Annotated in this window: 24 protein-coding genes; 12 read left to right on the top strand and 12 right to left on the bottom strand. The window is 72.7% G+C overall.

Features of this window, described 5'->3' with window-relative positions:
* Positions 1 to 36 precede the first annotated feature (36 nt).
* The 6 genes from ACQPW6_RS15010 to ACQPW6_RS14985 all read left to right on the top strand — a co-directional run bounded on the left by ACQPW6_RS15010 (position 37) and on the right by ACQPW6_RS14985 (position 4,998).
* Positions 37 to 696, top strand: a complete 660-nt coding sequence (locus ACQPW6_RS15010; protein WP_433890127.1) for a TetR/AcrR family transcriptional regulator — start codon at positions 37 to 39, stop codon at positions 694 to 696.
* 67 nt (positions 697 to 763) lie between these two features.
* Positions 764 to 2,110: a low temperature requirement protein A gene (locus tag ACQPW6_RS15005; RefSeq protein WP_433890126.1), complete on the top strand. Its 1,347-nt coding sequence runs from the start codon at positions 764 to 766 to the stop codon at positions 2,108 to 2,110.
* Between the two features lie 120 nt (positions 2,111 to 2,230).
* The gene (locus ACQPW6_RS15000) at positions 2,231 to 3,181 is read left to right on the top strand and encodes a MurR/RpiR family transcriptional regulator (RefSeq protein WP_433890125.1); all 951 of its coding nucleotides are present in this window, start codon (positions 2,231 to 2,233) and stop codon (positions 3,179 to 3,181) included.
* Positions 3,182 to 3,302: 121 nt separating this feature from the next.
* A complete protein-coding gene (gene murQ / locus ACQPW6_RS14995; protein ID WP_433890124.1) occupies positions 3,303 to 4,232 on the top strand; it encodes an N-acetylmuramic acid 6-phosphate etherase in 930 nt (309 codons plus the stop codon).
* Positions 4,233 to 4,306: 74 nt separating this feature from the next.
* A complete protein-coding gene (locus ACQPW6_RS14990; RefSeq protein ID WP_433890123.1) occupies positions 4,307 to 4,729 on the top strand; it encodes a hypothetical protein in 423 nt (140 codons plus the stop codon).
* Positions 4,730 to 4,731: 2 nt separating this feature from the next.
* Entirely contained in the window at positions 4,732 to 4,998 is a 267-nt protein-coding gene (locus ACQPW6_RS14985; protein ID WP_433890122.1) for a DUF4031 domain-containing protein, read from the top strand.
* 435 nt (positions 4,999 to 5,433) lie between these two features.
* Here the strand turns inward: ACQPW6_RS14985 and ACQPW6_RS14980 are convergent, their stop codons facing one another.
* From ACQPW6_RS14980 to ACQPW6_RS14960, 5 genes are all read right to left on the bottom strand, one after another.
* A complete protein-coding gene (locus ACQPW6_RS14980; RefSeq protein WP_433890121.1) occupies positions 5,434 to 10,302 on the bottom strand; it encodes an HD domain-containing protein in 4,869 nt (1,622 codons plus the stop codon).
* Positions 10,303 to 10,330: 28 nt separating this feature from the next.
* Positions 10,331 to 10,666 carry a Pepco domain-containing protein gene (locus ACQPW6_RS14975; RefSeq protein ID WP_433890120.1) on the bottom strand — a complete coding sequence of 112 codons (336 nt, stop codon included), beginning with the start codon at positions 10,664 to 10,666 and terminating at the stop codon, positions 10,331 to 10,333.
* Positions 10,667 to 10,730: 64 nt separating this feature from the next.
* Entirely contained in the window at positions 10,731 to 11,057 is a 327-nt protein-coding gene (locus tag ACQPW6_RS14970; protein WP_433890119.1) for a hypothetical protein, read from the bottom strand.
* Positions 11,057 to 11,632 (bottom strand): TetR/AcrR family transcriptional regulator, encoded by a 576-nt coding sequence (locus ACQPW6_RS14965; protein WP_433890118.1) that lies wholly within the window; start codon positions 11,630 to 11,632, stop codon positions 11,057 to 11,059. Before ACQPW6_RS14965 ends, ACQPW6_RS14970 begins: the two co-directional genes overlap by 1 nt.
* Before the next feature lie 31 nt (positions 11,633 to 11,663).
* On the bottom strand, positions 11,664 to 12,080 hold the full coding sequence (locus ACQPW6_RS14960) for a winged helix-turn-helix transcriptional regulator (protein ID WP_433890117.1): 417 nt from the start codon (positions 12,078 to 12,080) through the stop codon (positions 11,664 to 11,666).
* Positions 12,081 to 12,278: 198 nt separating this feature from the next.
* Between ACQPW6_RS14960 and ACQPW6_RS14955 the strand changes: the two genes are divergently transcribed.
* Complete coding sequence (locus ACQPW6_RS14955) at positions 12,279 to 12,995, top strand: SDR family NAD(P)-dependent oxidoreductase (protein WP_433890116.1); 717 nt, start codon at positions 12,279 to 12,281, stop codon at positions 12,993 to 12,995.
* A gap of 554 nt (positions 12,996 to 13,549) precedes the next feature.
* Positions 13,550 to 14,068 carry a hypothetical protein gene (locus tag ACQPW6_RS14950; RefSeq protein WP_433890115.1) on the top strand — a complete coding sequence of 173 codons (519 nt, stop codon included), beginning with the start codon at positions 13,550 to 13,552 and terminating at the stop codon, positions 14,066 to 14,068.
* A gap of 33 nt (positions 14,069 to 14,101) precedes the next feature.
* Here ACQPW6_RS14950 and ACQPW6_RS14945 read toward each other — a convergent pair whose 3' ends face one another.
* A complete protein-coding gene (locus tag ACQPW6_RS14945; protein ID WP_433890114.1) occupies positions 14,102 to 14,233 on the bottom strand; it encodes a hypothetical protein in 132 nt (43 codons plus the stop codon).
* Between the two features lie 795 nt (positions 14,234 to 15,028).
* Positions 15,029 to 15,868: an alpha/beta fold hydrolase gene (locus ACQPW6_RS14940; RefSeq protein WP_433890113.1), complete on the bottom strand. Its 840-nt coding sequence runs from the start codon at positions 15,866 to 15,868 to the stop codon at positions 15,029 to 15,031.
* An 86-nt stretch (positions 15,869 to 15,954) separates the two neighbouring features.
* Between ACQPW6_RS14940 and ACQPW6_RS14935 the strand changes: the two genes are divergently transcribed.
* Positions 15,955 to 16,626: a sigma-70 family RNA polymerase sigma factor gene (locus tag ACQPW6_RS14935; protein WP_433890112.1), complete on the top strand. Its 672-nt coding sequence runs from the start codon at positions 15,955 to 15,957 to the stop codon at positions 16,624 to 16,626.
* On the opposite strand, the gene ACQPW6_RS14930 is transcribed toward ACQPW6_RS14935, so the two are convergent.
* On the bottom strand, positions 16,623 to 17,300 hold the full coding sequence (locus ACQPW6_RS14930) for a TetR/AcrR family transcriptional regulator (protein ID WP_433890111.1): 678 nt from the start codon (positions 17,298 to 17,300) through the stop codon (positions 16,623 to 16,625). The two genes, ACQPW6_RS14935 and ACQPW6_RS14930, sit on opposite strands and share 4 nt — an antisense overlap.
* 125 nt (positions 17,301 to 17,425) lie before the next feature.
* Between ACQPW6_RS14930 and ACQPW6_RS14925 the strand changes: the two genes are divergently transcribed.
* Positions 17,426 to 18,451 carry an aldo/keto reductase gene (locus ACQPW6_RS14925; protein WP_433890110.1) on the top strand — a complete coding sequence of 342 codons (1,026 nt, stop codon included), beginning with the start codon at positions 17,426 to 17,428 and terminating at the stop codon, positions 18,449 to 18,451.
* Positions 18,452 to 18,529: 78 nt separating this feature from the next.
* Here the strand turns inward: ACQPW6_RS14925 and ACQPW6_RS14920 are convergent, their stop codons facing one another.
* Positions 18,530 to 19,201 (bottom strand): TetR/AcrR family transcriptional regulator, encoded by a 672-nt coding sequence (locus tag ACQPW6_RS14920; RefSeq protein ID WP_433890109.1) that lies wholly within the window; start codon positions 19,199 to 19,201, stop codon positions 18,530 to 18,532.
* An 86-nt stretch (positions 19,202 to 19,287) separates the two neighbouring features.
* Here ACQPW6_RS14920 and ACQPW6_RS14915 point away from each other — a divergent pair, with 86 nt between their 5' ends.
* Positions 19,288 to 19,728, top strand: coding sequence for a nuclear transport factor 2 family protein (locus tag ACQPW6_RS14915; protein ID WP_433890108.1), 441 nt, complete (start codon positions 19,288 to 19,290; stop codon positions 19,726 to 19,728).
* A gap of 13 nt (positions 19,729 to 19,741) precedes the next feature.
* Positions 19,742 to 20,302: a phosphotransferase-like protein gene (locus tag ACQPW6_RS14910; RefSeq protein WP_433890107.1), complete on the top strand. Its 561-nt coding sequence runs from the start codon at positions 19,742 to 19,744 to the stop codon at positions 20,300 to 20,302.
* Between the two features lie 42 nt (positions 20,303 to 20,344).
* Here ACQPW6_RS14910 and ACQPW6_RS14905 read toward each other — a convergent pair whose 3' ends face one another.
* The 3 genes from ACQPW6_RS14905 to ACQPW6_RS14895 are packed head-to-tail and all read right to left on the bottom strand — an operon-like array spanning position 20,345 to position 22,282.
* Complete coding sequence (locus tag ACQPW6_RS14905) at positions 20,345 to 20,959, bottom strand: ABC-2 transporter permease (protein WP_433890106.1); 615 nt, start codon at positions 20,957 to 20,959, stop codon at positions 20,345 to 20,347.
* Positions 20,956 to 21,903 carry an ABC transporter ATP-binding protein gene (locus ACQPW6_RS14900; RefSeq protein WP_433890105.1) on the bottom strand — a complete coding sequence of 316 codons (948 nt, stop codon included), beginning with the start codon at positions 21,901 to 21,903 and terminating at the stop codon, positions 20,956 to 20,958. Before ACQPW6_RS14900 ends, ACQPW6_RS14905 begins: the two co-directional genes overlap by 4 nt.
* Positions 21,896 to 22,282, bottom strand: coding sequence for a GntR family transcriptional regulator (locus ACQPW6_RS14895; RefSeq protein WP_433890104.1), 387 nt, complete (start codon positions 22,280 to 22,282; stop codon positions 21,896 to 21,898). The genes ACQPW6_RS14900 and ACQPW6_RS14895 overlap by 8 nt, the downstream gene beginning before the upstream one ends.
* Between the last annotated feature and the right edge of the window lie 37 nt (positions 22,283 to 22,319).

Below are 22,319 nucleotides of genomic sequence, written 5' to 3'. Positions count from 1 at the left end.
TTCTTCGACTGTAACACTACCGGAGGTACCTCCGTTTTGACTCCCGCCGATCCGCCAGGCGCGCCGGAGCCCCCCGGCACGCCCGGAGAACCGTCCCCCGACCCCGTCCCGGACGCCGCCGGCCGGCCCGCCCGCGCCGACGCCCGCCGCAACCGCGAGAAACTCCTCGCCGCCGCCCGCGACGCCTTCACCGCCGCCGACGACACCGTCGTCCTGGAGACGATCGCCCGCGCCGCCGGCGTCGGCATCGGCACGCTCTACCGGCACTTCCCGACCCGCGAGGCCCTGGTCGAGGCCGTCTACGCCGCCGAGCTCGACGACGTCACCGCGAGCGCCCCCGCCCTGCTCGCCGACCTCCCCCCTGACGCCGCCCTGCGCGCGTGGATGGACCGCTACGCCGCCTTCGTCGCCACCAAGCGCGGCATGATCGACACGCTGCGGGCCGGCTGGGCGTCCGGCCGGATGGCGACTCCGACCACCCGCGAGCGGATCACGGCCGTGCTCGCCACGTTCCTCGCCGAGGGCGCCAGGGCGGGTTCGCTGCGGTCGGACGTCGAGGCGGAGGACATCACCACGATGCTGCTCGGCGTGTTCCTCGCCACCGCGGCCGGCGACACCCCGAAGCGCGTCACCCGCCTCCTGGACCTCCTCCTGGACGCCCTGCGCCCGCCGCCCGCCCCGCCTTCCGGGCTCTGACGGCCTGGACGCCGTAGACAGGGTGCAGCAAGCTCATCCCCACCGGAGAAGGGACCACCGAACCACCATGCCGAGCGAGAACGATCCCCCGCAGTCCGCCGGGGCGGCCGCGGATACGGGCGACGGGGCGCAGGACGGCGGGGACGAGGCGCGGGGCGGCGGCGACGGGGTCCGCAGGCTGGCGCACAGCCGGGTGCGGATGACCGGGCGCGATCCCGGCGAGCGCGGGCGCGTCTCCACCCCCCTTGAGCTGCTGTTCGACCTGACCTTCGTGGTCGCCGTCGGCACCGCCGCCGACCAGTTCGCGGAGACGCTGGCCGCGGGCCACGCCGGGAGCGGGGTCGCCGCGTTCGTGGTGGCGATGTTCGCGATCAGCGTCGCCTGGATCGGCTACAGCTGGTTCGCGTCCGCGTTCGGCACGGACGACTGGCTGGACCGGGCGCTCACGATGGTGCAGATGATCGGCGTCGTGGTGTTCTCGCTGGGGCTGCCCGCGATGTTCCACTCCGTGCAGGAGGGCGATCACTTCGAGATGCGGGTGATCGTGCTCGGGTACGTGGTGATGCGGGTCGCGTTGCTGTCCCAGTGGTGGCGGGCCGCGCGCGAGTCACCCGGGTACCGGGACGTCGGCATGGCCAACATCCGCTGGACCGCGCTCCTCCAACTCGGCTGGTTGGCCCTCGCGTTCACGCATCTGCCGTTCGCCGCCACCTTCGCCGCGTTCGCGGTGCTCGGCGTGCTGGAGATGGTGCTGCCGCGGCTCGCCCAGGGCGGCGCCGGCGACACACCGTGGCATCCGCACCATGTCGCCGAGCGCTACAGCCTGTTCGCGATCATCGTGCTCGGCGAGGGGGTCGTCGGCACGGTCGCCTCGTCCGGCGAACTGCTCGGCGGCGCGGACGGCACGCACTGGAGCGGCAACGCCATCGCGGTGGTGGTGGCCGGCATCGGCCTGACGTTCGGCATGTGGTGGGTGTACTTCACCACGCCGTTCGGTGACGTCCTCGAACGCCGCCGGGCCCGGGGGTACTTGTTCGGCTACGGCCACATCCCGCTGTTCGCGGGCATCGCCGCGTCCGGCGGGGGACTGCACGTGGCCGGACTCGCCCTGGAGCACGACGCGGAGATCGGCCGGACGGCGGTGGTGCTCGCGCTGGCGGTGCCGGTGGGGGTGTACCTGCTGATGGTGTACCTGCTGCACACGCTGCTGCTGTCCTCCGCGGACCGCTTCCACCTGCTGCTGATCTCGGCGACGCTTCTCGTCCTGGCGGTGGCGGTCGTTCTGGCGGCGGTCGGGGCGGCGATCGCGGTGTGCCTGCTGATCGTGATGCTCGCGCCGTTCGTGACGGTGGTGGGGTACGAGACGGTCGGATACCGCCACCAACAGGCGATGCTCGCCGCGCTTCCCGACTGACCGCCCGGGGGCTGGCCGGGTTCGGCCGGGGACGCGGGGTTGACGGGAGCTGGGGGTGAAAATACCTTTCAGAAGGTGACCTACAGCGTGAAGGAAACTTTCCCCCCAGGCCTCCGAAGCATGCGTGCAGCCCACCCCGCGCACACCGCCCAGCCGACCCCCACTCCTCCCGCCACCCCCGTCACCCTCCCCGACCCGGGAGCCCTCGCCGCGAAGGTCCGCACCGCCGCGCCCTCCATGACCCGCTCGATGCAGCGCGTCGCGGAAGCCGTCGCGAGCGACCCCGCCGGCTGCGCCCAGCTGACCGTCACCGCCCTGGCGATCAGGACCGGCACCAGCGAAGCCACCGTCGTCCGCACCGCGCGCCTGCTCGGCTACCCGGGCTACCGCGACCTGCGGCTGGCCCTCGCCGCGTTCGCCGCCCAGCAGGCGACCGGCGCGCCACCGGCGATGACCGCCGACATCGCCGTGGACGACGCCCTCCCCGACGTCGTCACCAAGCTGGCCCTCGAAGAGCAGCAGACCCTCGCCGACACCGCAGCCCAACTCGACATGGTGCAGCTGGAAGCGGCGGTCGGCGCGCTCGCCGTCGCCCGCCGGATCGACATCTACGGCATGGCCGCGTCCGGCCTCGTCGGCCAGGACCTGGCCCAGAAGCTGCTGCGGATCGGCCTGATCGCGCACGCGCACGCCGACCCGCACCTGGCCGTCACCAACGCCGTCCAACTCCGGCCCGGCGACGTCGCCCTCGCGATCACCCACTCCGGCAGCACCCACGACGTCATCGAGCCGCTGCGCGCCGCGTTCGACCACGGTGCCACCACGATCGCGATCTCCGGCCGCGCGGACGGCGCTGTGACGCAGTACGCGGATCTCGTGCTGACGACGTCCAGTTCGCGGGAGAGCGAGCTGCGGCCGGCCGCGATGTCCAGCAGGACGGGCCAACTGCTGGTCGTGGACTGCCTGTTCATCGGAGTCGCGCAACGCACCTACGACTCCGCCGCGCCCGCCCTGTCCGCTTCGTACGAAGCGCTCGCGCACCGGCACCGGCCGCGCGCCGCCCGCGCATGAGGCATGATCGTCACCAACCGGCACTTTCCGCCGCTTACCGCCCGTACCCGCCTCCTCACGCACGTCAGAGCGCCGAAGAGCACCGGAAAAGCATCGCAGAGTAAGGATGAACGAGCCGCATATGTCGCATTACACCGAGCTGCGCCGCGAGTTGGAGACGCTCACGACGGAGGAGTTCCGCCCGGACCTGGCGGAGATCGACCGGCTCTCGACGCTGGACATCGCGCGCACGATGAACGGTGAGGACGCCACCGTTCCGGCCGCGGTGGCCGGCCAGCTGCCGCAGATCGCCGCCGCGATCGACGGGATCGCCGCGCGGATGGCCCGCGGCGGGCGGCTGGTCTACGCCGGGGCGGGCACGGCGGGACGGCTCGGCGTACTCGACGCCAGCGAGTGCCCGCCGACGTTCAACACCACCCCCGGGCAGGAGGTCGTCGGCCTGATCGCGGGCGGCCCCGAGGCGATGGTCACGTCGATCGAGGGCGCCGAGGACAGCAGGGAGCTGGCCGCGGCGGACCTGGCGGCGCTGGGGCTGACGGCGGCCGACAGCGTGGTCGGCATCTCGGCGTCCGGCCGCACGCCGTACGCGGTCGGCGCGGTGGAGTACGCGCGCGGGGTCGGCGCGCTGACCATCGGCCTCTCGTGCAACGCCGGGTCCGCGCTCGCCGCTGCCGCGGAGCACGGGATCGAGGTGGTCGTCGGACCCGAACTCGTCGTGGGATCAACGCGGTTGAAGTCCGGGACGGCGCAGAAGCTGGTGCTCAACATGTTGTCGACGATCACGATGATCAGGCTCGGCAAGACCTACGGCAACCTGATGGTGGACGTGCGCGCGTCCAACGAGAAGCTGCGGGCCCGCTCGCGCCGGATCGTCGCCCTCGCGACAGGAGCGGGCGACGCGGCGATCGAGGCGGCCCTGACGGCCACGGACGGCGAGGTCAAGCCCGCGATCCTCACCCTCCTCGCCCAGGTGGACGCCCCCACAGCCACCCGCCTCCTGGCCGCCTCGAACGGCCACCTCCGCCAGGCCCTGACGTCAGCGGGTTCCTAGCCGACGGGCGGACGGTCCGGGGGCGACCGGAAGGGGCTGGTGGGGCGGTTCCCCCGAAGGGGGAAAATAGGGGGATGAACGTACCGGAAGAAGGGCGCCCCGACCGGGACAGCGGGCCGGAGCCCGCAGACGAGAGCGTGCTGCACGCCGCCCGTGCACTCGTACTCGCCGACCTCCAAGCGAGAGGCGCCACCGCCCCCGAAACCGTCTCCCTCCTCGAAGAAGCCGTGAGCTCGCGCCGCTGGTGGCTGGAGCAGTGGTCCGACGGTGCCCCCTACGTCCCCGGCCTGCTCGCCCAGGACGTCCAGGACGCCCTCCTGGAGACCTACGGCCGCTGGCCGCTGTGCCCGCACTGCGACGACCCGCACGCCCTCGCCGTCGAACCCGAGCTCGGCCCGGACCCGCACTGGGTCTGCGAGGCGGTCGGCGAGGCGATCGCCCCGGTGGGCTCGCTGGGCCCGGGCCCGGCTCCCGACCCCGCCCCGGAAGACAGCTGACCGTGCCCGTCTACATCGACCCGCCGACCTGGCCCGGCCACGGCCGCCTGTGGTCGCACCTGGTCAGCGACACCTCGTACGCCGAGCTGCACGCCTTCGCCGCCCGCCTGGGCGCCCCGCCGCGCGCGTTCGAACGCGACCACTACGACCTCCCGGCGTCCCGCTACGCCGAAGCGGTCCGGCTCGGCGCGATCGAGATCGGCAGCAAGGAACTCGTCCGCCGCCTCACGGCCGCGGGCCTCCGTCGCCGCAAATACCCCGGCCCCTGACGGGCCGGGCGCCTCGTTCGCTGCCGCGAGCGGAACAGACACAGACAGCGACTGCCCCTCCGGGCCGGTGGTCAGGCGCGCCACCGTCGTGGCTGGTCGCGCAGTTCCCCGCGCCCCTTTAAACCCGCTCCACTCGCGCCCACGCGGCGGTAGCCGCAGATCGACAACAGTCCCGCGCCCTGGTGATGCCGGCCGGGGTGTGAGTCGCGCCCGCGCGGTGGTAGCCGCGCATCGGACACAGCCCCGCGGCCCTGGTGATGCCGGCCGGGGTGAGTCGCGCCCACGCGGCGCCAGCCGCGCATCGGACACGGTCCCGCGGCCCTGGTGATGCCGGCCGGGGTGAGTCGCGGCCGCGCGGCGGTAGCCGCAGATCGACAACAGTCCCGCGCCCCTGGTGATGCCGGCCGGGGTGAGTCGCGGCCGCGCGGCGGTGTGTCAGGGGAACCAGTCGCGCACCGGGCTGCGCAGGCCGCAGTGTTCGGCGATGTCGGATGCCTCTCGCAGGGCGAGCCCGCGGCGCAGCGCGAACGCGGCGAGTGCGGGCAGCGAGATGTCGGTGACGCCGAATGACGCGCGGTCGGCGTCGGCCGGGGCGCCCGCGAACGACGAGAAGCTCGCCAGGAAGTCCGGCATCCCCCTCGACCCCTCGCCGAGGAACCCCTCCAACTGCCCCTCCGCCCACACGTCCCGCTCGAACTCCGGGTCTATCGGGGCGATCTCATAGCCGAGCGCGGCCAGTTGGTGGAGGACGTCCTCCCGGGAGATGCCACCCTGCTGGGCGGCGGCATAGAGCTCGGCGGCGGTGACCGGACGGCCCGGTGCCCCAAGGTCGGCGAGGTCGCCCGGGTCGAGGGAGGTGGCGAACTCCGAGACCTCGGCGCATGGCTGCCCGAGCGCGGCCAACGCCTCGGCCACGGCCCGCACGCTGCGGCCGACCCTGACGGCCAGGAGCCCCAGGACGTGCAGCGGGACCGGCTCGTCCGAGATGTACCAACAGAGATCCCGGTCGGCCTCGGTGACGAGCTGGAGGCACTCCCGGATCCGGTCGTCCAGCTCCGGGAGTGAGTCGGGCACGGCGTAACCGAGTTGGCCGAACCGCAGTCGCACATCGTCCGGTGGGCGACGGGTCCGGGCGGCCACCGCGAAGATGTACGCCACCGACAGGGTGCGGTCCACCGGAGGCGAGAACTCCCTTCCGCCGAGCAGCACTTCGTCGTCCGGGCTCAACTCGGCCACGGCGTCGGTCCCGCCCGGCATGACGAAGCCGGCTTCCCGCAGGAGGCCGGCCACCTTCCGTACCGGCCACCCCGAAACGTGCGCGGCCGACACGAGCTTGACCCGGGTCACCTCCGCGAACTCCTCCTCGGGAGGCTGCACGGACTGGGCCGACCACGGCCTGTTCAGCATCCGCCGCTCTTCCAGCAGCCAGCGGTCCCTGACCGGGTACACCGCCGGCACCTGGTAGCCCAGGTCCCGCAGCCGCCGGGCCGCCGCGTGCGTGGAGCAGTCGGCCATCGCGGCGCTGTACGCGATCTGCGCGGGCGACAGTGCGGCGCCCGGCGGCAGCCAGCCGGTGACGCCGCTGCCGAGTGGCCACAGCAGCGGCAGGTCGGCCGGACCGGCTGTTTCGGTGCCGCCCAACGGCTCGGCCCGATAACCGAGTTCGGTGTACCGGTCGCGGACCTCACCGGCGGTCATCCCGCTCGGCTCGACGGCGTCGAAGATCTCCTGTGCGGTCAGCGTCTCTGCGGCGGGGCGCCAAGTAGGGAGCAGTGAGAGGTTGTTGGCGCCGGCCGCGAAGGGGTCGGTGGACACCGGCCAGTTGCCGGTGAGCACCTTGTCGTACGGGAATTCGTCGGTCGAGGGCCTGATGTGCCGCCCGGCGTTGATGAGCCACCTGTTGCTGCGCGGCAGGAAGAGCAGCAGCCGCTGGTCCGAGGGCCTGGCGCGGACGGCGTCCGGTACGGCTCCGGCGGGGGACAGGCGTGTACCCGGCCCGGCGGGTGGTCCATCGGTGCTCGCCCGGTGCAGTGCACGGAGCCGCCAGGCGAGCAGGGCCTGTGGCATGCAGCGGACCAGGGGCGCGGCACGCCGGGTGGGCTGGTGCGAGAGAGTGTCCAGGCCGAACAGCGCCAGCAGCAGCCGGTCCGCCGGAAAGTGGCCGACGGTGTCGAACGTGGTCTGCTGGACCCCGGCTTGTACGGGCAGCCGCAGCCGCGCCGCCTGCTCGGCGATCGTGTCGGCCAGCGGCAGCGACGACGCCGACACCCGGTTCAGCCACCCGGGCGTCACCAGCGAGGGCCCGTTCCGCAGCAGGTCCGACACGGCGGCCAGCGCGGAGCGTGTCACGTGGTCCGAGTCGAGGCTGAGCAACCACCTTCGGTTCACGGTCAGTTCGGGCTGCTGCGGCCCGTGCAGGTTGATGAGCACGCCGTGCGGGGCATCCGTGCCGTCATCCGGCGGATTGACGCGGAGGCCGTCGGCGAGCACGCGGCCCTCTGACGGTGCCCACCACAGATCCGGGTCGCGAGACGGGACGACGCTGATCGCCGGCTCTCCCGCCGGGCCGCGGTCCCCCGTCATCTGCGTGCACGCGTACTCCGACAGCTCGCCCGGCGCCCACTCCAGCCGCCGGGAACCGTACTCCGCCGACACCCGGTACGGGGAGACGAACAGCAAGCTCTCCAGCGTGTCCACGCAGGACACGAACTCCCCCCGGTTCAGCAGCAGCCGCACCGCCGTCCCGGTCTCCTCGCCCTCCCCGGCGTCCCCGATCCGGAACAGGTTGCCGGGGCCCGCGATCGTGACCTCAAGGACCCGGCCGGGGCGGCCCGCGCGGGTCATCCGGCAGGTGCGGACGGTGATCTCGTCGGCGAGCATGAAGTAGCTCAGCACGCCGATGCCGAACCGGCTGTTGGGGTGCAGTTCGATCTTCGGGTGCAACTCGGCCCACAGCGCCTGCTCTTCGACGTACTCGGGCAGATCGACGAAGCGGGCGCCGCCCTGCGCGAAGGTGCGGCTGAGTTCGTGGACGCCCATGCCGATGCCGTTGTCCCGGCATTCGAGGTACGGGCGGCCGTCCTGGTCCACGCCCTGCCGGAAGGTGATCCGGCCCTCCCACCCGTCCGGCTGCCGGCGGTCGCCGGTGCGGCGCAGGTACTGGGTGCGGGCGTCGCGGTAGCGGAGCGCGTCCAGCGCGTTCTGGTACAGCTCGCGGATCGCCAACGACCGGTCGCCGTAGAGTGATTCGCCCATCAGCAGCTCTTGGACGCGGTCCTCGGCGAGCTGGAAGCGGATGCCCTCCGACAGGTGCTCGGGGGTGTGGCCGCTGAGCCGTACCCGGTCGGCGTCGGCGTACGGCGGCAGCGCGCCGAGCGGTGCGAGCGCGGCGGCGCGGTTGATGTCGCGGAGCAGGGTGTCGGTGCGCTGGGCGTGCTCGCGCAGCGCGATCTGGACGGCGGGGTGCCGGCAGACGGCGTTCAGCGCGCGGCCGATGCCCGAGGCGCGCCAGTCCGACTCCCGGAGGGTGGTGAGGAGTTGGCCGAGGTCGACGCTGTCGGAGATGCCGAGGTGCTCGACCACGATCTCCGGCAGGTCGACCGGGTCGATCGCGAGGGCGTGTGCGGCCTTGCAAAGCGCGGCGACCAGCGGCTCGCGCACCTCGTGCTCGTCACCGGTGGTCGCGGCCACCACGTCGTACACCTCGTCGTAGGCGGCCTGGCCGGACGCCATGCCTGACAGCGGGCTGCTCGCGGCGGCCGGGCCGCCCGCCACCGAGAACGGGGCGATGCGCTGGTCGCGGACGAACCGGGCCAGCCGTTGCGCGGACAACGCGCCCTCCACCCAGGCCGGTTGGTCGCCGACGTCACCGTCAGAGGCAACGCCACCGCCGTCGCCGCTCAGCAGCGAGGCGAGCGACTGGCCCGCGTACAGCTCCGGTTGCTGGAGCAGCCACCGGTGGAAGAGCCACCAGCGGATCCGCTCGGCGTCGCCGCGCGGATCGCCCGCCTGGTCCAGGGTCCGCAGCCGCCGCACCAGTCGGGGGTGACTGCGGATGAACTCCTGGAACCGGCCCTGGTCCAGACTGCGTTGCCCGGCGCCGTCCGCGCGCAGCACCGCCACCCGGCCGGCCGCCTCGGCGGCCCAGAACGTGTGGTCGACCAGCGGCAGCAGCGCGGCAAGCGCGGCCTCCGTCGGGCTGAGCGCGGGCCTGCCGGGGCCGGAGGCCGGAAGGACGTCGGCGATCCGGCCGACCAGGAAGCCCATCCGCTCCTGCACCCGGCGGCCCAACTGCCCGTCGTGCCAGGGGTCGTCGCGCAGCGCCGCCGCCGACTCCTCGTAGCGGGCGGCGAGTTGGACGGCCATCCGTCCGCAGGCGGCCCGCAGCGCGTCCCGGCCGGGGCCCGCGGCGGTACGGTCCCAGGCCGGATGCGCGGTGACGGTCCGGACCCACGGATGTACGGCCGACAGCCGGGCCGGGCCCGGCAGCACGTCGAAGCCGGCCCGCTCGGTGTCGGTGGTGACGTGCAGGAGTTGGACGGCCCCCGGCTTGCCGTAGGCCGCGTGCAGCGCCGCCATCCGGTCCTGCACGCGGTCGGTGAACTCCGCCAGGTCCACGGCGTGCCCGGTCCCGCCGACGACATCTGCGACGGCCCGCGAGAAGAGGCTGAACGACTCGCCCCCCTCGCCGGGCGACACGCCGTCCGTCCCGCCGCCGTCCGTCCCGCCACCGTCCGCCCCTTCGCCGTTCGCCACGAGGGTGTCCGACGGCCTTACGAAGCGCGCGAGTTGGGCGGGGGAGCAGGCGTAGACGTAGGCGACCTTGCGCTGTAGCGCCGCCGCGATCTTCCGCCTGCTCCAACCGGCCACGCCCGCAGGCGACTTGACGTCCTCCTCGATGCCCTCGCGGCACGCGTCGACCAGGAACACGATCCGGGCCGCCGCCGAGTCCTCCAGCTCCCGCTGCCAGCCGATCTCCACGCAGCAGTCGGCGAACGGCCGTACGGCGAAGCTCGCGTCCTCCGGGATCAGGTAGTCGGCGCCCCTGAAGTGCTGGCCGTGGCCGCTGAGCAGCACGAAGAGCGTGTCGCCGGGCGCGGCGTCCCGTAGGAACCCGCTGACCTGGGCGTGGACGACGGTCGCGGTGATGCCGCGCCGGGACTCCACGATCTCCACGGATGTGAAGTTCCGCTCGGTCAGCACCGCGTGCAGCTTCTGGAGGTCGTCGCGGACGAACGGCAGGTCGGCGATCGCCGGGTCGTCGTACTCGCTCGCCCCGATCAGCAGGGCCTTGAATCGGGCCACGGAGGAGGCGGGCACCGGAGCCGCGCCGCTACGGCCGCTTGAAGGTGAGCGTCAGGCCCCGGCTGCCCTGCACCTGCCCGGTGCCGATGAGCTGGACCCCGCCGCTCGCCGTCACCTCGAACGACAGCTGTGCCTCGGCCAGCGGCAGCGAACCGCCGCGCGCGATCACGTCGTTGAAGATCTCCTGGAGCGCGTCCACGGTCGCGGCGAGGTTCTTGCGGAGCGGCCCCAGCGGGACGGAGCGCAGGACGGCGTCCCCGCCGAGGATGCCCAGGCTGTCGTCCCCGTCGCCGGTCTCGTCGACCGGGCTGACCCAGAAGGGCAGTGCCGCCGTCGTGCTGTCGGATGTGGTGCTGTCGGACATCTGCCCGTTCCCCCGGCCCAAGTCGCCCAAGCGGACGGCCCGCGCGCCGCCGCGTGCGTCAACTTTAGGCGTCGGCGCCCGCGTTGGGCGCCACTTCGGGCGTGCGCCCCCAGGGGTCGCGCCGCCACAGCCGGGCATGGATCAGCCCGACCGACAGCACGCCGACCCCGGCCGCGGCCCAACCGGCCCACGGGTGATCGGAGATGTGGGCGTAGTGCCAGCTCACGGCCGCCGCGCCCAGCAGGATGACGCCGTTGACGACGTTCCCCGCGGCGGAGGGCCGCAGCGGCGACGGGCTGACCCCGTCGCCGACGCTGCCCATCACGTAGTACGGCAGGCCGTTGCCCGCGCAGAATCCGGCGGTGAACGCCAGCACGACAGTGGTGATCATCAGGAACTGCTCCCCTGTCCGAGGGCCCGGGTGGTGAGGTCGACGAGTTGCCGCAGCCGTGCGCGCAGCACGTCCGGCGGGTCGTCGGACTGCCCGATCCCCACGGTGGAGTCGAGCAGCAGTGCGGCGATCTCCCGCGCGGTGACCGCGCCTTCCTTGACCCCGGGCACATCGGCCAGCACGTCGGCGAGCGGCCCTTCCAGCGGCGAGGCCGAGGTGATCCCCAAGGCGGTGGCCTCGGCGATGAGTTCCTGCCGGTGCCCGGCGTCGGCGACGCCGATGCCGGTTTCGAGCTTGATGGAGAGCACGGAGTAGAGCCGGTCGGCGAGGCTGTCCGTCCCGCCGACGGCGGCGCGGGCGGCGGCCCCCATCTGCGCGTCGATCAGCTGCGCGACACCGCGCAGGACGTCCTTCTTGTTCCGGAAGTGCTGGTAGAGGGCGGGCCGGGAGACGCCGGCGGCGTCGGCGAGCAACTCCATGGACGTACGCCGGTAGCCGTACCGGCTGAACACGGCGACGGCGGCGCCCACGATCTGCTCGCGCCGCGAGGAGGTGGTTACGGGATGCTCTGACACCCTGACATTTTGTACCTAGATTGTCAGAACGTCAACCGGTCGTCGCGCGAGGGGTGGAGGGGGTGCGGGAGCGGTGCGCGCGGATGTCGTCGTGGTGCTCGGAGGCCCAGCCGATCAGCTGCTTGACGATCTCCTGGAGGCCGTGGCCGAGCGGGGCGAGAGTGTACTCCACGCGCGGCGGCACCTCGGCGTACGCGGTCCGGGTGACCAGGCCGTCGTCCTGGAGTTGGCGCAGGGTGTGGGTCAGCATGCGCTGGGAGATGCCGGGGATCTGGCGCTGCAGGTCGGTGTAGCGCAGGGTGCCGTCCTTCAGGACGGCGATGATCAGCATGCTCCACTTGTCGCCGATCCGGTCGAGCACTTGGCGGATGAAGGCCATCTGGTCGGCCGGGATGCTCGCGCACGGGCCGATCGCGGCGGCCATCTCCGTACCGGGGCTGTCCTGCATGGCGCCCGTTCCTCTCCGTCGCGCACATGGATGTGCCTTTTGTAGCGGCTTCCATACTGGCGCATCATGGCGTTACGAACAAATGAGAGGAATTGGAGGTCAGGGCCTCGCGGATGCCGTGGGCGCTGATCCGGACTCCCTCGCCGTCACTGTTTACCGTCACCGTCACCGCACCGCGGTAGTTGGAGGAGCACCCCCATGTCCAAAGTGATCGCCGTCTTCGGCGCCGGCCAGGGCCTCGGCACCTCGATCGCCCGCCGGTTCGCCGCCGAGGGCTTCCGCGTCGCCCTGGTCGCGCGCCGCAAGGACCGCCTCGACGCCCTGGTCGACGAGCTCGGCGCCGAGGGCATCGAGGCGGCCGGCTTCCCCGCCGACCTCTCCGCGCCGGAGCAGATCCCCGCACTGATCGGGGCGATCCGCGAGCGGTTCGGCCGGATCGACGTGATCGAGTACGGCCCGTTCCCCAGCGGCCGTTTCACCCCGGCCGCCGAGCTGCGACCGGCCGACCTGGCCCAGGACATCCCGCTGCTCCTGCTCACGCCGCTGGCCGTCGTCCAGGCGGTGCTGGCGGAATGGAAGGCGCGCGGCGACGGCGCTTTCCTGATGACCACCGGCGCCACCGCCGTCCACCCGATGCCCCACTGGAGCGGCATCGGCCCGCTGATGGCCGCGGCCCGCAACTGGCTCTACTCCCTGAACGGCGAACTCGCCCCTTCCGGCGTCTACGCCGGCACCCTGTCGATCGCCGCGTTCATCACCGGCAGCGAGGCCGCGGAGTCGGCAGCCGCCGACCCTAAAACAGCCTCCTTCCCGGTCGTCTCCCCGGCCGACCTGGCCGCCCTGTACTGGGACATGTACGCGAAGCGCGACCGCATAGAGGAGATCCACCCCCACCCCCACCTCCCCGCCGCCTAACCGGCGAACACCCACCGCCCCCGCCGAGCGGCCACGTGCAGGTCCGTTGGGGCTGGTGGCGCAGTTCCCCGCGCCCCTGGGAGGGCGCCCCCGTTTGGGGTGAGTGAACTTGTGCGGGTCCGCCGTGGCTGGTGGCGCAGTTCCCCGCGCCCCTGGGAGGTGCCCCTTGCGGTGGCGTGCTGTCTTTCCGCCCGTTGGGGCTGGTGGCGCAGTTCCCCGTGCCCCTTTAAAGGCGGTCCGCTCGCGCCCGGCGTCAACGAGGCGCCCCGGCAGGGGCGCGGGGCTGTATCCGATTTGCGGCTGCCGCCGCGTGGGCGCGACAAGCCCCACCGGGGGGAGGTCGGCTCGCGACCGTCAGGGGGCACCTCCCAGGGGCGCGGGGAACTGCGCGACAAGCCACAGCCGACCTGCACAAGCCCGCCCACCGCAACGCGTTGCGGTCCGAGCCGACCCCACCGGCCGGTGGGGGTTACGGGGGTGCGCCACCCCCCGTCGTGGCTAGGCTTGCGCGAGGCGAGCCGCGGCTCGCCCTACCTCAACCGCCGGAGGCCCCCGTGGAGTTCAGCGAAGAGCGCCCACCCCGCCCACCCCTCACCCTCGCCTGGGCGAAACAAGCCCTCACCGGCCGCATAGCCATCCCCTCCGGCCGCCCCACCGGTCTCCTCGGCTACACCGCCGGCAGCCACTACGGTTCCCCCGACGAGGTGTTCGAGATCCGCGTCCAGTACCCGGACGTCACTGTCGCCACCCTCCGGCACCCCACCGTGAACCGCCCCGGCGCCACTCCTGAAGAGCTGATCGCCGACGTGATGAGCCAGGTCGAGCAGCCCCCGGACGACATCACGGGGGACACCATCGAGGCGTGGCTGGCGAGCCAACGATCGCGCCCCGGCCCGGTCGTCGAGCCGTGCCCGGAACCGCTGCTCATCGCGGACGAGCCCTACGCGTGCGTGCGGATGCTGCCCCGGGACGGGATGGCCGCGCGCCTGGCGGTACTCGACGGTGAGGGCCTGGCCGTGGTCGTGGCCGGCCGCACCGCCGACGTGACCGCCGTCGCCCTCACGTGGGCGTGACGTTCCGCGAATCCGCGTGCCCCGCGCCCCGGCTCAGCTCTCCCTCGGCACCTCGATGTCGTAGACGAGCGCGTACACGATGTCCCGGGCCTGGCGCAGGTCGTAGCCCGTGGCGTCCACGATCACCTTGACCGCCCGGATGGTGTCGCCACCCAGCATGAACATACGCGCGTCGGCTTGCGCTTGGGCTGGAACCGGCAGGGCGCGGGCGCGTCGCGGATCCACGCTTCTCGGGATTTTCGGCAGCCCGCTTTTCCTTTTTCCGCCCCCGAACACGTTCAGCTCCAACCTCTCACCGGGTACGACCCGTTCGTGGGGCTCACCCTAACGCGGGCGGTTTGAACGTCCCGCGAAACCTGACGCCGACGGGGCGCCCCGCTTGGGGCGAGCGGCCCCGTGCGGGTCCGTTGGGGGCTGGTGGCGCAGTTCCCCGCGCCCCTGGGAGGTGCCCCTTGCGGTGACGTGCCGGCTTTCCGCCGCCTGTGGCTGGTGGCGCAGTTCCCCGCGCCCCTTTAAAGGCGTTCCGCTCGCGCCCGGCGTAACGGGCGCCCCGTCTGGCTTTTCGCGCCCGCGCGGCGGCAGCCGCAAAACGAATACAGCCTCACGCCCGGCGTCAACGAGGCGCCCCGACAGGGGCGCGGGGAACTGCGCGCTCAGCCCCCGCCGGGGGGAAGTCGGCACGCGACCGCAAGGGCCGACCCCCCAGGGGCGCGGGGAACTGCGCGCTCAGCCCCCGCCGGGGGGAAGCCAGCGCGCGACCGCAATGGGGCAACCTCCCAGGGGCGCGGGGAACTGCGCGCTCAGCCCCCGCCGGGGGGAAGTCGGCACGCGACCGCAAGGGCCGACCCCCAGGGGCGCGGGGAACTGCGCCACCAGCCCCCCACCGGCCGGGGCCGGGCCACGAAGCCCGAGCCCCCCACGGCGAGTGGCCCCCGTGTAGCCGGGGCCCGGGGGGCAGGCTCACGCCCGGAGGAACGAAGACACCGCCCCCGTGAAAGCCTCCGCCGCGTCCACCCACGGATAGTGGCCCGCCCCCGCCTGGACCTCGCACCCCGCCGCGGGGAAAAGCGACGCGAACCGCTCGGTCGCGCCGGGCGGGCTGTTCACGTCGAACTCACCGGTGAGCAGGAGGACCGGGCCCGCCCACGCCGCAATCCCCGCTCGCGTAGCCGCAGGCGAAAAAGCCCCGGGGGCCCCGAAAACCCGCACCGCCTCCGCGTTCTCCGGGCGGCCGAAAGCCGCATGGTGCGCCTGGGCCGCCGCGTCCCAACGGCCGTAGAAGAACGGGGCGATGGCCCCGGGATCGCCACCCCCGTCCCCACCTCGCGTCAGCGAATCCAGCACCGGCCACGCGTCGGCGAACCACGCCTCCCCCTCCCGCCCGCGCGCGACCTCCCGCCGCGCCTCCCCGTCGATCTCGATGCCGACCGCCCGCGTGCTGGGCCCGATCAGCGCCACTTTCCCGACCCGTTCCGGGAACCGGGCCACGTACTGCGTCACCACATTCGTCCCGGCCGAGTGGCCGAGCAGATCCGCCCGCGCGAGCCCGAGGTGCGCGCGCAGCGCCTCCACGTCGTCGACCAGGCGGTCGCACCGGTACGACGACGGGTCCGCCGGTACGTCCGACCGGCCCGTCCCGCGCAGGTCGAGGACGATCAGCCGGCGGTGCGCGGACAGGCCGCCGAGGTCGCCGAGGTAGCGGGAGTCCGTCGGACCGCCGGGAACGCAGATCAGCGGGTCGCCGTCGCCGCTCTCGCGGTAGGCGAGCCGGGTGCCGTCAGGTGCGGTGAAAGTGGGCATGACGCCCATCCTGTCACTCATAACCGCGTTATACAACCCGGTTATGAAGCCCTCGCCCTCACCTGACCACGGTGTATAACCGAGCTATGGCACCCGAGAGGAACCCGGAGGAAGCGCAGCAAGCGCCGCGAACCCTCACCGACGACCAGGCCGAACGCATCCTCGCCGAGATGAACGAGGTCATCCGCGCCGGCGAGGAGATGCGCAAGCAGCGCGCCGAGATGATCAGCATCCTCGTCGGCCTCGGCTGGACGCAGGACCGGATCGCCCGGCTCACCGAGATGAGCCAGCCGGCCGTGTCCAAGCACGTCGCGAAGTACCGCGCGAGCGGCGACCCGCTGCCCCCGATGGGCCTCGGCCTCGACCAGTACGACGTGCCGTGGCTCGAAGGCCGGCTCTGGGGGCTGGCCGAGGAGATCGCCGCGAACGTCCCTGCCGGCAGCGCGAGTTGCACGCCCTTCCTGGACGCCGTCGCCCGCGGCCGCACACGCTTCACGCCACGGCACGTGGACGAACTGCGGCGCCTGGTCGAGGACGACCTCCTGCGGCACCGGGCCCGGCTGGGCGGCAGCTACCGGACGGCGTACGACGAGATCAGCCGCCGTCTCGACGTCCCCGCGAAGCCCGCCAGGAACGCTCCCGCCCAGGCACCGGAAAACGCCCCGGCTCAGGGAACCCCTCAGCAACCCCGGGAGACCGCCGCCGTCCGCCGCACCCTCGCCCGCCGCCTCCAGCGCGACCGCCTCACGGCGACCTAACGCGGACCGCCGCCCGCCCCGGGCTGCCGCAACCCGTCGATCAGCAGCCCCACCATCCGCTGGTTGTACTCCGGCCCCCCACCGGGCACCGGCACGCACAAGTTCGCGATGGCGTACAGCAGTTCATGCGCCTCGACATCCCCCCGCGCCTCCCCGCCCTCCGCCGCCGCGTCGAGCAGCGCGGCCAGCGCCGGGCCCAACTTCTCGTGGAAGTAGCCGGACAGCCCCGCGTACGCCGGGTCGCCCGAGTGCAGCGCCGGCGCCAGCCCCCGCTTCGTCCCCAGGAACGCGGTGTATTGGCGCAGCCACTCCGCCAGCGCGTCCCCGGGTTCGTGGACGGCGCTGAGCCGCGGCCCGGCCGCCGCGCACGCGTCGATCCCGGTCTCGACCACCGCCTTGACGAGGTCGGAGCGCAGCGGAAAGTGCCGGTAGAGGGTGCCGACGCCGACGCCCGCCAGGTCGGCGATCTCCTTGGCGGGGGCGTCCACGCCGGACGTGTCGAAGACGGCCCGCGCCGCTTTGAGCAGCGCGTCGACGTTGCGCTGCGCGTCCGCCCGCCTGCGCCGCGGCGCCCCCTCGGCCGCCTGGGCCCCGGCCGAACCGCCCGAACCGGCCGCCTGGCCCTCGCCCGAACCGGCCACCTGCCCCCCGGCCCCCTGAGCCTCCTCGCCCACCATCATCCCTCCCGGTTGCGTAACCGGAAAGCCTTTCCGTATAGTCGACGACACAGGTACCGGAATGACTTTCCACTTAGCCCCCACGCTACCGCACCGCCCCGCTACCGCACCCCGGAGGACCCATGCGCTACCGCACCCTCGGCCGCACCGGCATCAAAGTCAGCCCGTACGCCCTCGGCACCCTGATGTTCGCCTCGTCCATCGGCAACGCCGACCACGCCGACTCCGTCCGCGTCATCCACAAAGCCCTCGACGCCGGCATCAACTTCATCGACACCGCCGACGCGTACGGCGACTCCGAGGAGGTCGTCGGCAAGGCGCTCGCCGGCGGTCGCCGCGACAACGTCGTGCTCGCCACCAAGGTGAGCCGCCCGGTCGGCAGCGACCCCAACGAGCAGGGCACGTCCCGCCGTTGGATCATGACCGCGGTCGAGAACTCGCTGCGCCGGCTGGGCACCGACCACATCGACCTCTACCAGATCCACCGCACCGACCCCACCACCGATGTCGAGGAGACCCTCTCCGCGCTCACCGACCTGATCCGCGACGGCAAGGTCCGGGCGATCGGCTCGTCCGGCACCCTGGCCTCGGACATGGTCGAGGCGCAGTGGGTCGCCGAGCGCCGGGGCCTGGCGCGCTTCCGCACCGAGCAGCCGTCGTACTCCCTCCTCAACCGCGGCATCGAGCGCGAGGTGCTGCCCGTCGTGCAGCGGTACGGGATGGGCGCGCTCGTGTGGGGGCCGCTCGCCCAGGGGCTGTTGACCGGGCGGGTGCGCAGGAACCAGGAGAACGGGCTGCGCCGGGCCAGCTTCCTCAAGCACCTCAACGACGGGCAACGGATCGACGTCGTCGAGCAGTTCATCGCGCTCGCGGAGGAGGCGGGCATGCCGCTGACGCACCTCGCCACGTCGTTCGCCATCGCGCACCCGGGCGTCACCAGCGCGATCATCGGGCCGCGCACGATGGAGCACCTGGACGACCTGCTCGCCGCGCTCGACGTCGTGCTCGGCGACGACATCCTGGACCGGATCGACGCGATCGTCCCGCCCGGTACGGAAGTTGGCAGGCTCGACCAGGAGTACCTGCCGCCGGCGCTTCAGGAGACGGGCCTGCGCCGCCGTCCGCCCGCCGAACGCGCGGCGGCCTGACAGCCGGCGGCGGTCCGGTAGGAGGCGATCGGCGGCCCGTAACGAGCCGCGCCCACGCGCCAGTTGGCGCCCCGCCCGTCAGCCTCGCGAAGCCCCCGCCTCCGCCCCCGCCCCCGCCCCCGACCGGGCGACGCCGACCAGCTTGACCAGGAACCGCTCCACCTGCTCCTCAAGCGGCGGCCACTGCCTGCCGCTCTCCTTGGACTGGTTGAGCCGTATCGACACCGCCCCGTGCACCGCCGCCCGCAGGTCGAGCGCGACGGCCGCCGCGTCGTCGGCCGGCGCGAGCCCGGCGTCCATGCAGCGCTGGACGGCGGCCGTGCTGCCCTCGGTGAGGTCGTACCTGAACGAGGTGTTCGCCCGCTGGTTGATCGTGCTCTCGTGCAACACCTTGTACAGGCCCGGGTGTTGGAAGGCCCACTCGCCCATGACGAGGGTGCGGGCGCGCAGGCTCGCCACCGGGTCGCCGTCCGCGCCGGTGTCGGCCCTGTCGACCGCCTCCGTGAGGTCGCCGTGGCAGCGTTCCATGGCGGCCAGGACGAGGGCGTCGTGGTCGGCGAAGTGCAGGTAGACGGATGTGGCGGCGACCCCGGCCTCGCGGGCGACGGCGCGCAGCGACAGCGCCTGGTCGTCGGCGAGCTCGTCGAGCAGCCGCAGGGTGACGGTGAGGATGTCCTCGCGGAGCCGTTCGCCCTGGCCGCGGCGGTTGCGGCTGCGTTGGGCGCCGGACGCCGGCGGGGTCGTGTTCATGGCAGCCATTGTAGGCGAATCGGCATAGCGCTACGCTTGTAGCGCTACACTCGTCCACGCAAGCTCGACTGCTACGGAGCAACGCCATGCCGTCCGCCGCCCCGTCCCCCGACCCGACGCTTGACCCGGCACCCGACCCGAGCCTCGAAGCGAGGCTCGAAGCGAACAAGCAGACCGTCCTCGCCTTCTACGAAGCCGGCCTGAACAACAAGGACTTCGAGGCTGTCTCGAAGCTCGTCGGCGACCGCTACACCCAGCACAACCCGCTGATCGCGGACGGCCGCGAGGGCCTCCGGGCCTTCGTCGGCACCCTCACCGAGTCCTTCCCGGCTCTGCACGCCGACGTCAAACGCCTCTTCGCGGAGGGCGACTACGTGATAGCCCACGTCCACGGCGTCCGGGTCCCGGGACAGCCCGGCTCGGCGATCGTGGATATCTTCAGGTTCGACGAGGGAAAGATCGTCGAGCACTGGGACGTGATGCAGCCGGTCCCGGAGCAGTCGGCGAACGGAAACGGCATGTTCTGAGGAGGAGATCCGCATGACCGAGCCGCTCCACTCCGCTGCCGTCGTCGTCATCACCGGCATCATGGCGTCGGGCAAGTCCACCGTCGCCCAACTGCTCGCGGAGCGGCTTCCCCGGTCGGTGCACGTACGCGGTGACGTCTTCCGCCGGATGATCGTGTCGGGACGCCAGGAGGTGGAGCCCGGGGCGGGGCCCGCGGCGGAGGCCGAGGCCGACGCCCAACTCCGGCTGCGCTACCGCCTGTCGGCGGCGACGGCTGACGCGTACGCGGACGCCGGCTGGACCGTCGTCGTCCAGGACGTCATCCTGGGCGAGCACTTGGCGGAGTACCTGTCCGCGGTGCGGACGCGCCCGCTCTACCTCGTCGTGCTGGCGCCCGGGGTCGAGGCGGTGGCGGCGCGGGAGGCGGGGCGGGGCAAGTCCGGTTACGGGGCCTGGTCCGTCGGCGGGCTCGACGGGGTGTTCCGCGCGGAGACCCCGCGCCTCGGGCTCTGGCTCGACACCTCGGAGCTGGACGCGGGCCAGACGGTGGACGCGGTTCTCGACGGGCTGGACGCGGCCCGGATCGACGGATGAGCGCGGGGCCTTGTCGCCGGACCCGGCCAACAGCCGCGCCCGCTAAGCCTGTTGGTCCGCCGGGCGGGCCGCCAGGGTCGCCGACGCCACGAGCACCGCCGCCCCGCCCGCCCACAGCAGCGGCAGCCAGACCTGGACCGACGCGATCGTCAGGTGCAGGCGGTAGACGGCCAGCATGATCAGGGCGACGGGGATGTTCGTGCCGAGGGCGCTGCTGCGGGCGTAGCCGAACCGCATCAACAGGGGGAGCTGGACGGAGATGTTGAGGGCGAACAGCGCCCACGACACGGTCAGCAGCGTCATCAGGGTGTGGCCGTCCAGGTGGCCGTCCTCGGTCCGCATGAGGATGACGGCCGGGACCGCGCCCGCGACGACCGTGCCGGCGAAGCTCGCCAGCGCCCAGGTGTAGTGCCCGAGCACCACCGCCCGGCGGGACAGCGGCAGGACGGCGTACAGCGTCTCCAGTCCCGCCTTGTCGGCGATCACGAACGGGTACGCGGCGATCACCGGCGTGAGCATCAGCGCGAGCACCGGCACCAGGCCGACCGGGTTGCGGGCGAGGATCGCGACCAACAGGCCGTAGAACAGCAGCCCTTGGGTCCGGTACGGCGCGACGGTGCGCAGGTGCAGCATCGTCACCCGGCCGACGGCGGTCATGCGATCACCCCGCGCCGGCCGCCTCGTTGCGGTGCGGTCCCGGTGGCTCCGGGCCTTCTCGGCCGGGAGCCGACATGGACGGCGATCTCCTCGAGCGTCGGCGCCTCCACGAGGACGTGGCCGTCGAGCAGATCCGCCTCCTCGGTGCGGACGAGCGCTTCCGCGCCGGCCGCCGTCCTTCTGAGGCCGATCAGTTCGACGCCGACGAGTCCGGTCAGGTCGTCGGGGCCGCCCCGCACCACCCGGTAGGCGTCCAGGACGTCGTCCTTGGGGCCGGTGCGGATGACGCGGCCGTCGTGGATGAGGGTCACGTAGTCGCCGATCCGCTCCAGGTCGGTGGTGATGTGCGTGGAGAACAGGACGCTGTGGCCTTCGTCGAGCAGGAAGTCCCCGATGATGCCGACGAGTTCGTCGCGGGCGACGGGGTCGAGGCCGCTGGTCGGCTCGTCGAAGACGAGCAGCCGCGCGTGGTGCGAGAGCGCGACGGCGATCATCAGCTTCATCGCCATGCCCCGGGACAGGTCCTTGACCCGCGCCCGGGGGTCGAGCCCCCACTCGTCCAGCAGCTCCCGATAACGCCCGCTGTCCCAGCGGTCGTAGAACGGCCGCAGCGTCCGCTCGACCTCGGCGAGCCGCCACTCCCCGACGAGGTAGGTGTGGTCGAGCACCACCCCGACGTCCTGTCGCAGCGCGACGGGCCCGGGCACGCGGTGCCCGAGGAGTTCGATCTCGCCGGTCTCGATGCCGCGCATGCCTAGCAGGCAGCGGATGGTGGTCGTCTTGCCCGCGCCGTTGGCGCCGATGAGGCCCATCACGTAGCCGGTGGGCAGCTCGAAGCTGACGTCGCGCAGCGCGAAGCCGTTGCCGACGGGGACGCCGACGCCTCGCAGCGCGAAAGCGAGTGGGGGTGCGCTCGCGGCTTGACTCGCCTTGTCCTCAGGCATGTTCGCGCTCAGCTCCCATCAACCCGTCGAGGATCTGGATGAGTTCGTCCCGCCCGAGCCCGCCCCGCCGGGCAGCGTCCAGCGCGGCCTGCAACCCGTCCTCCACCTGCCGCAGCAGCTGCTCGCGCACGAGCGCGGAGTCCAGCGGCAGCACGAACGCCCCCTTGCCGGGCACGGTCCCGATGAACCCCTCGCCGGCGAGCTCCGAATAGGCCCGCGTGGTGGTGATGATGCTGATCCGCAAATCCCGCGCGAGCACCCGCACGGACGGCAGCGCGTCACCTTCCCCAAGCTCCCCGGCGAGGATGGCCGCCCCGATCTGCTCCTTGATCTGCTGATACAGCGGCACCCCACTGCTGTTGGACAACACGACCCGCACGGCGCCCTCCGTTCTCACTGTACTTACCCAACATATA

The organism is Streptomyces sp. CA-111067 (genome assembly GCF_050956065.1).
Classification (GTDB): Bacteria; Actinomycetota; Actinomycetes; order Streptomycetales; family Streptomycetaceae; genus Actinacidiphila.
This window is presented reverse-complemented; position numbering and strand designations above follow the sequence as displayed.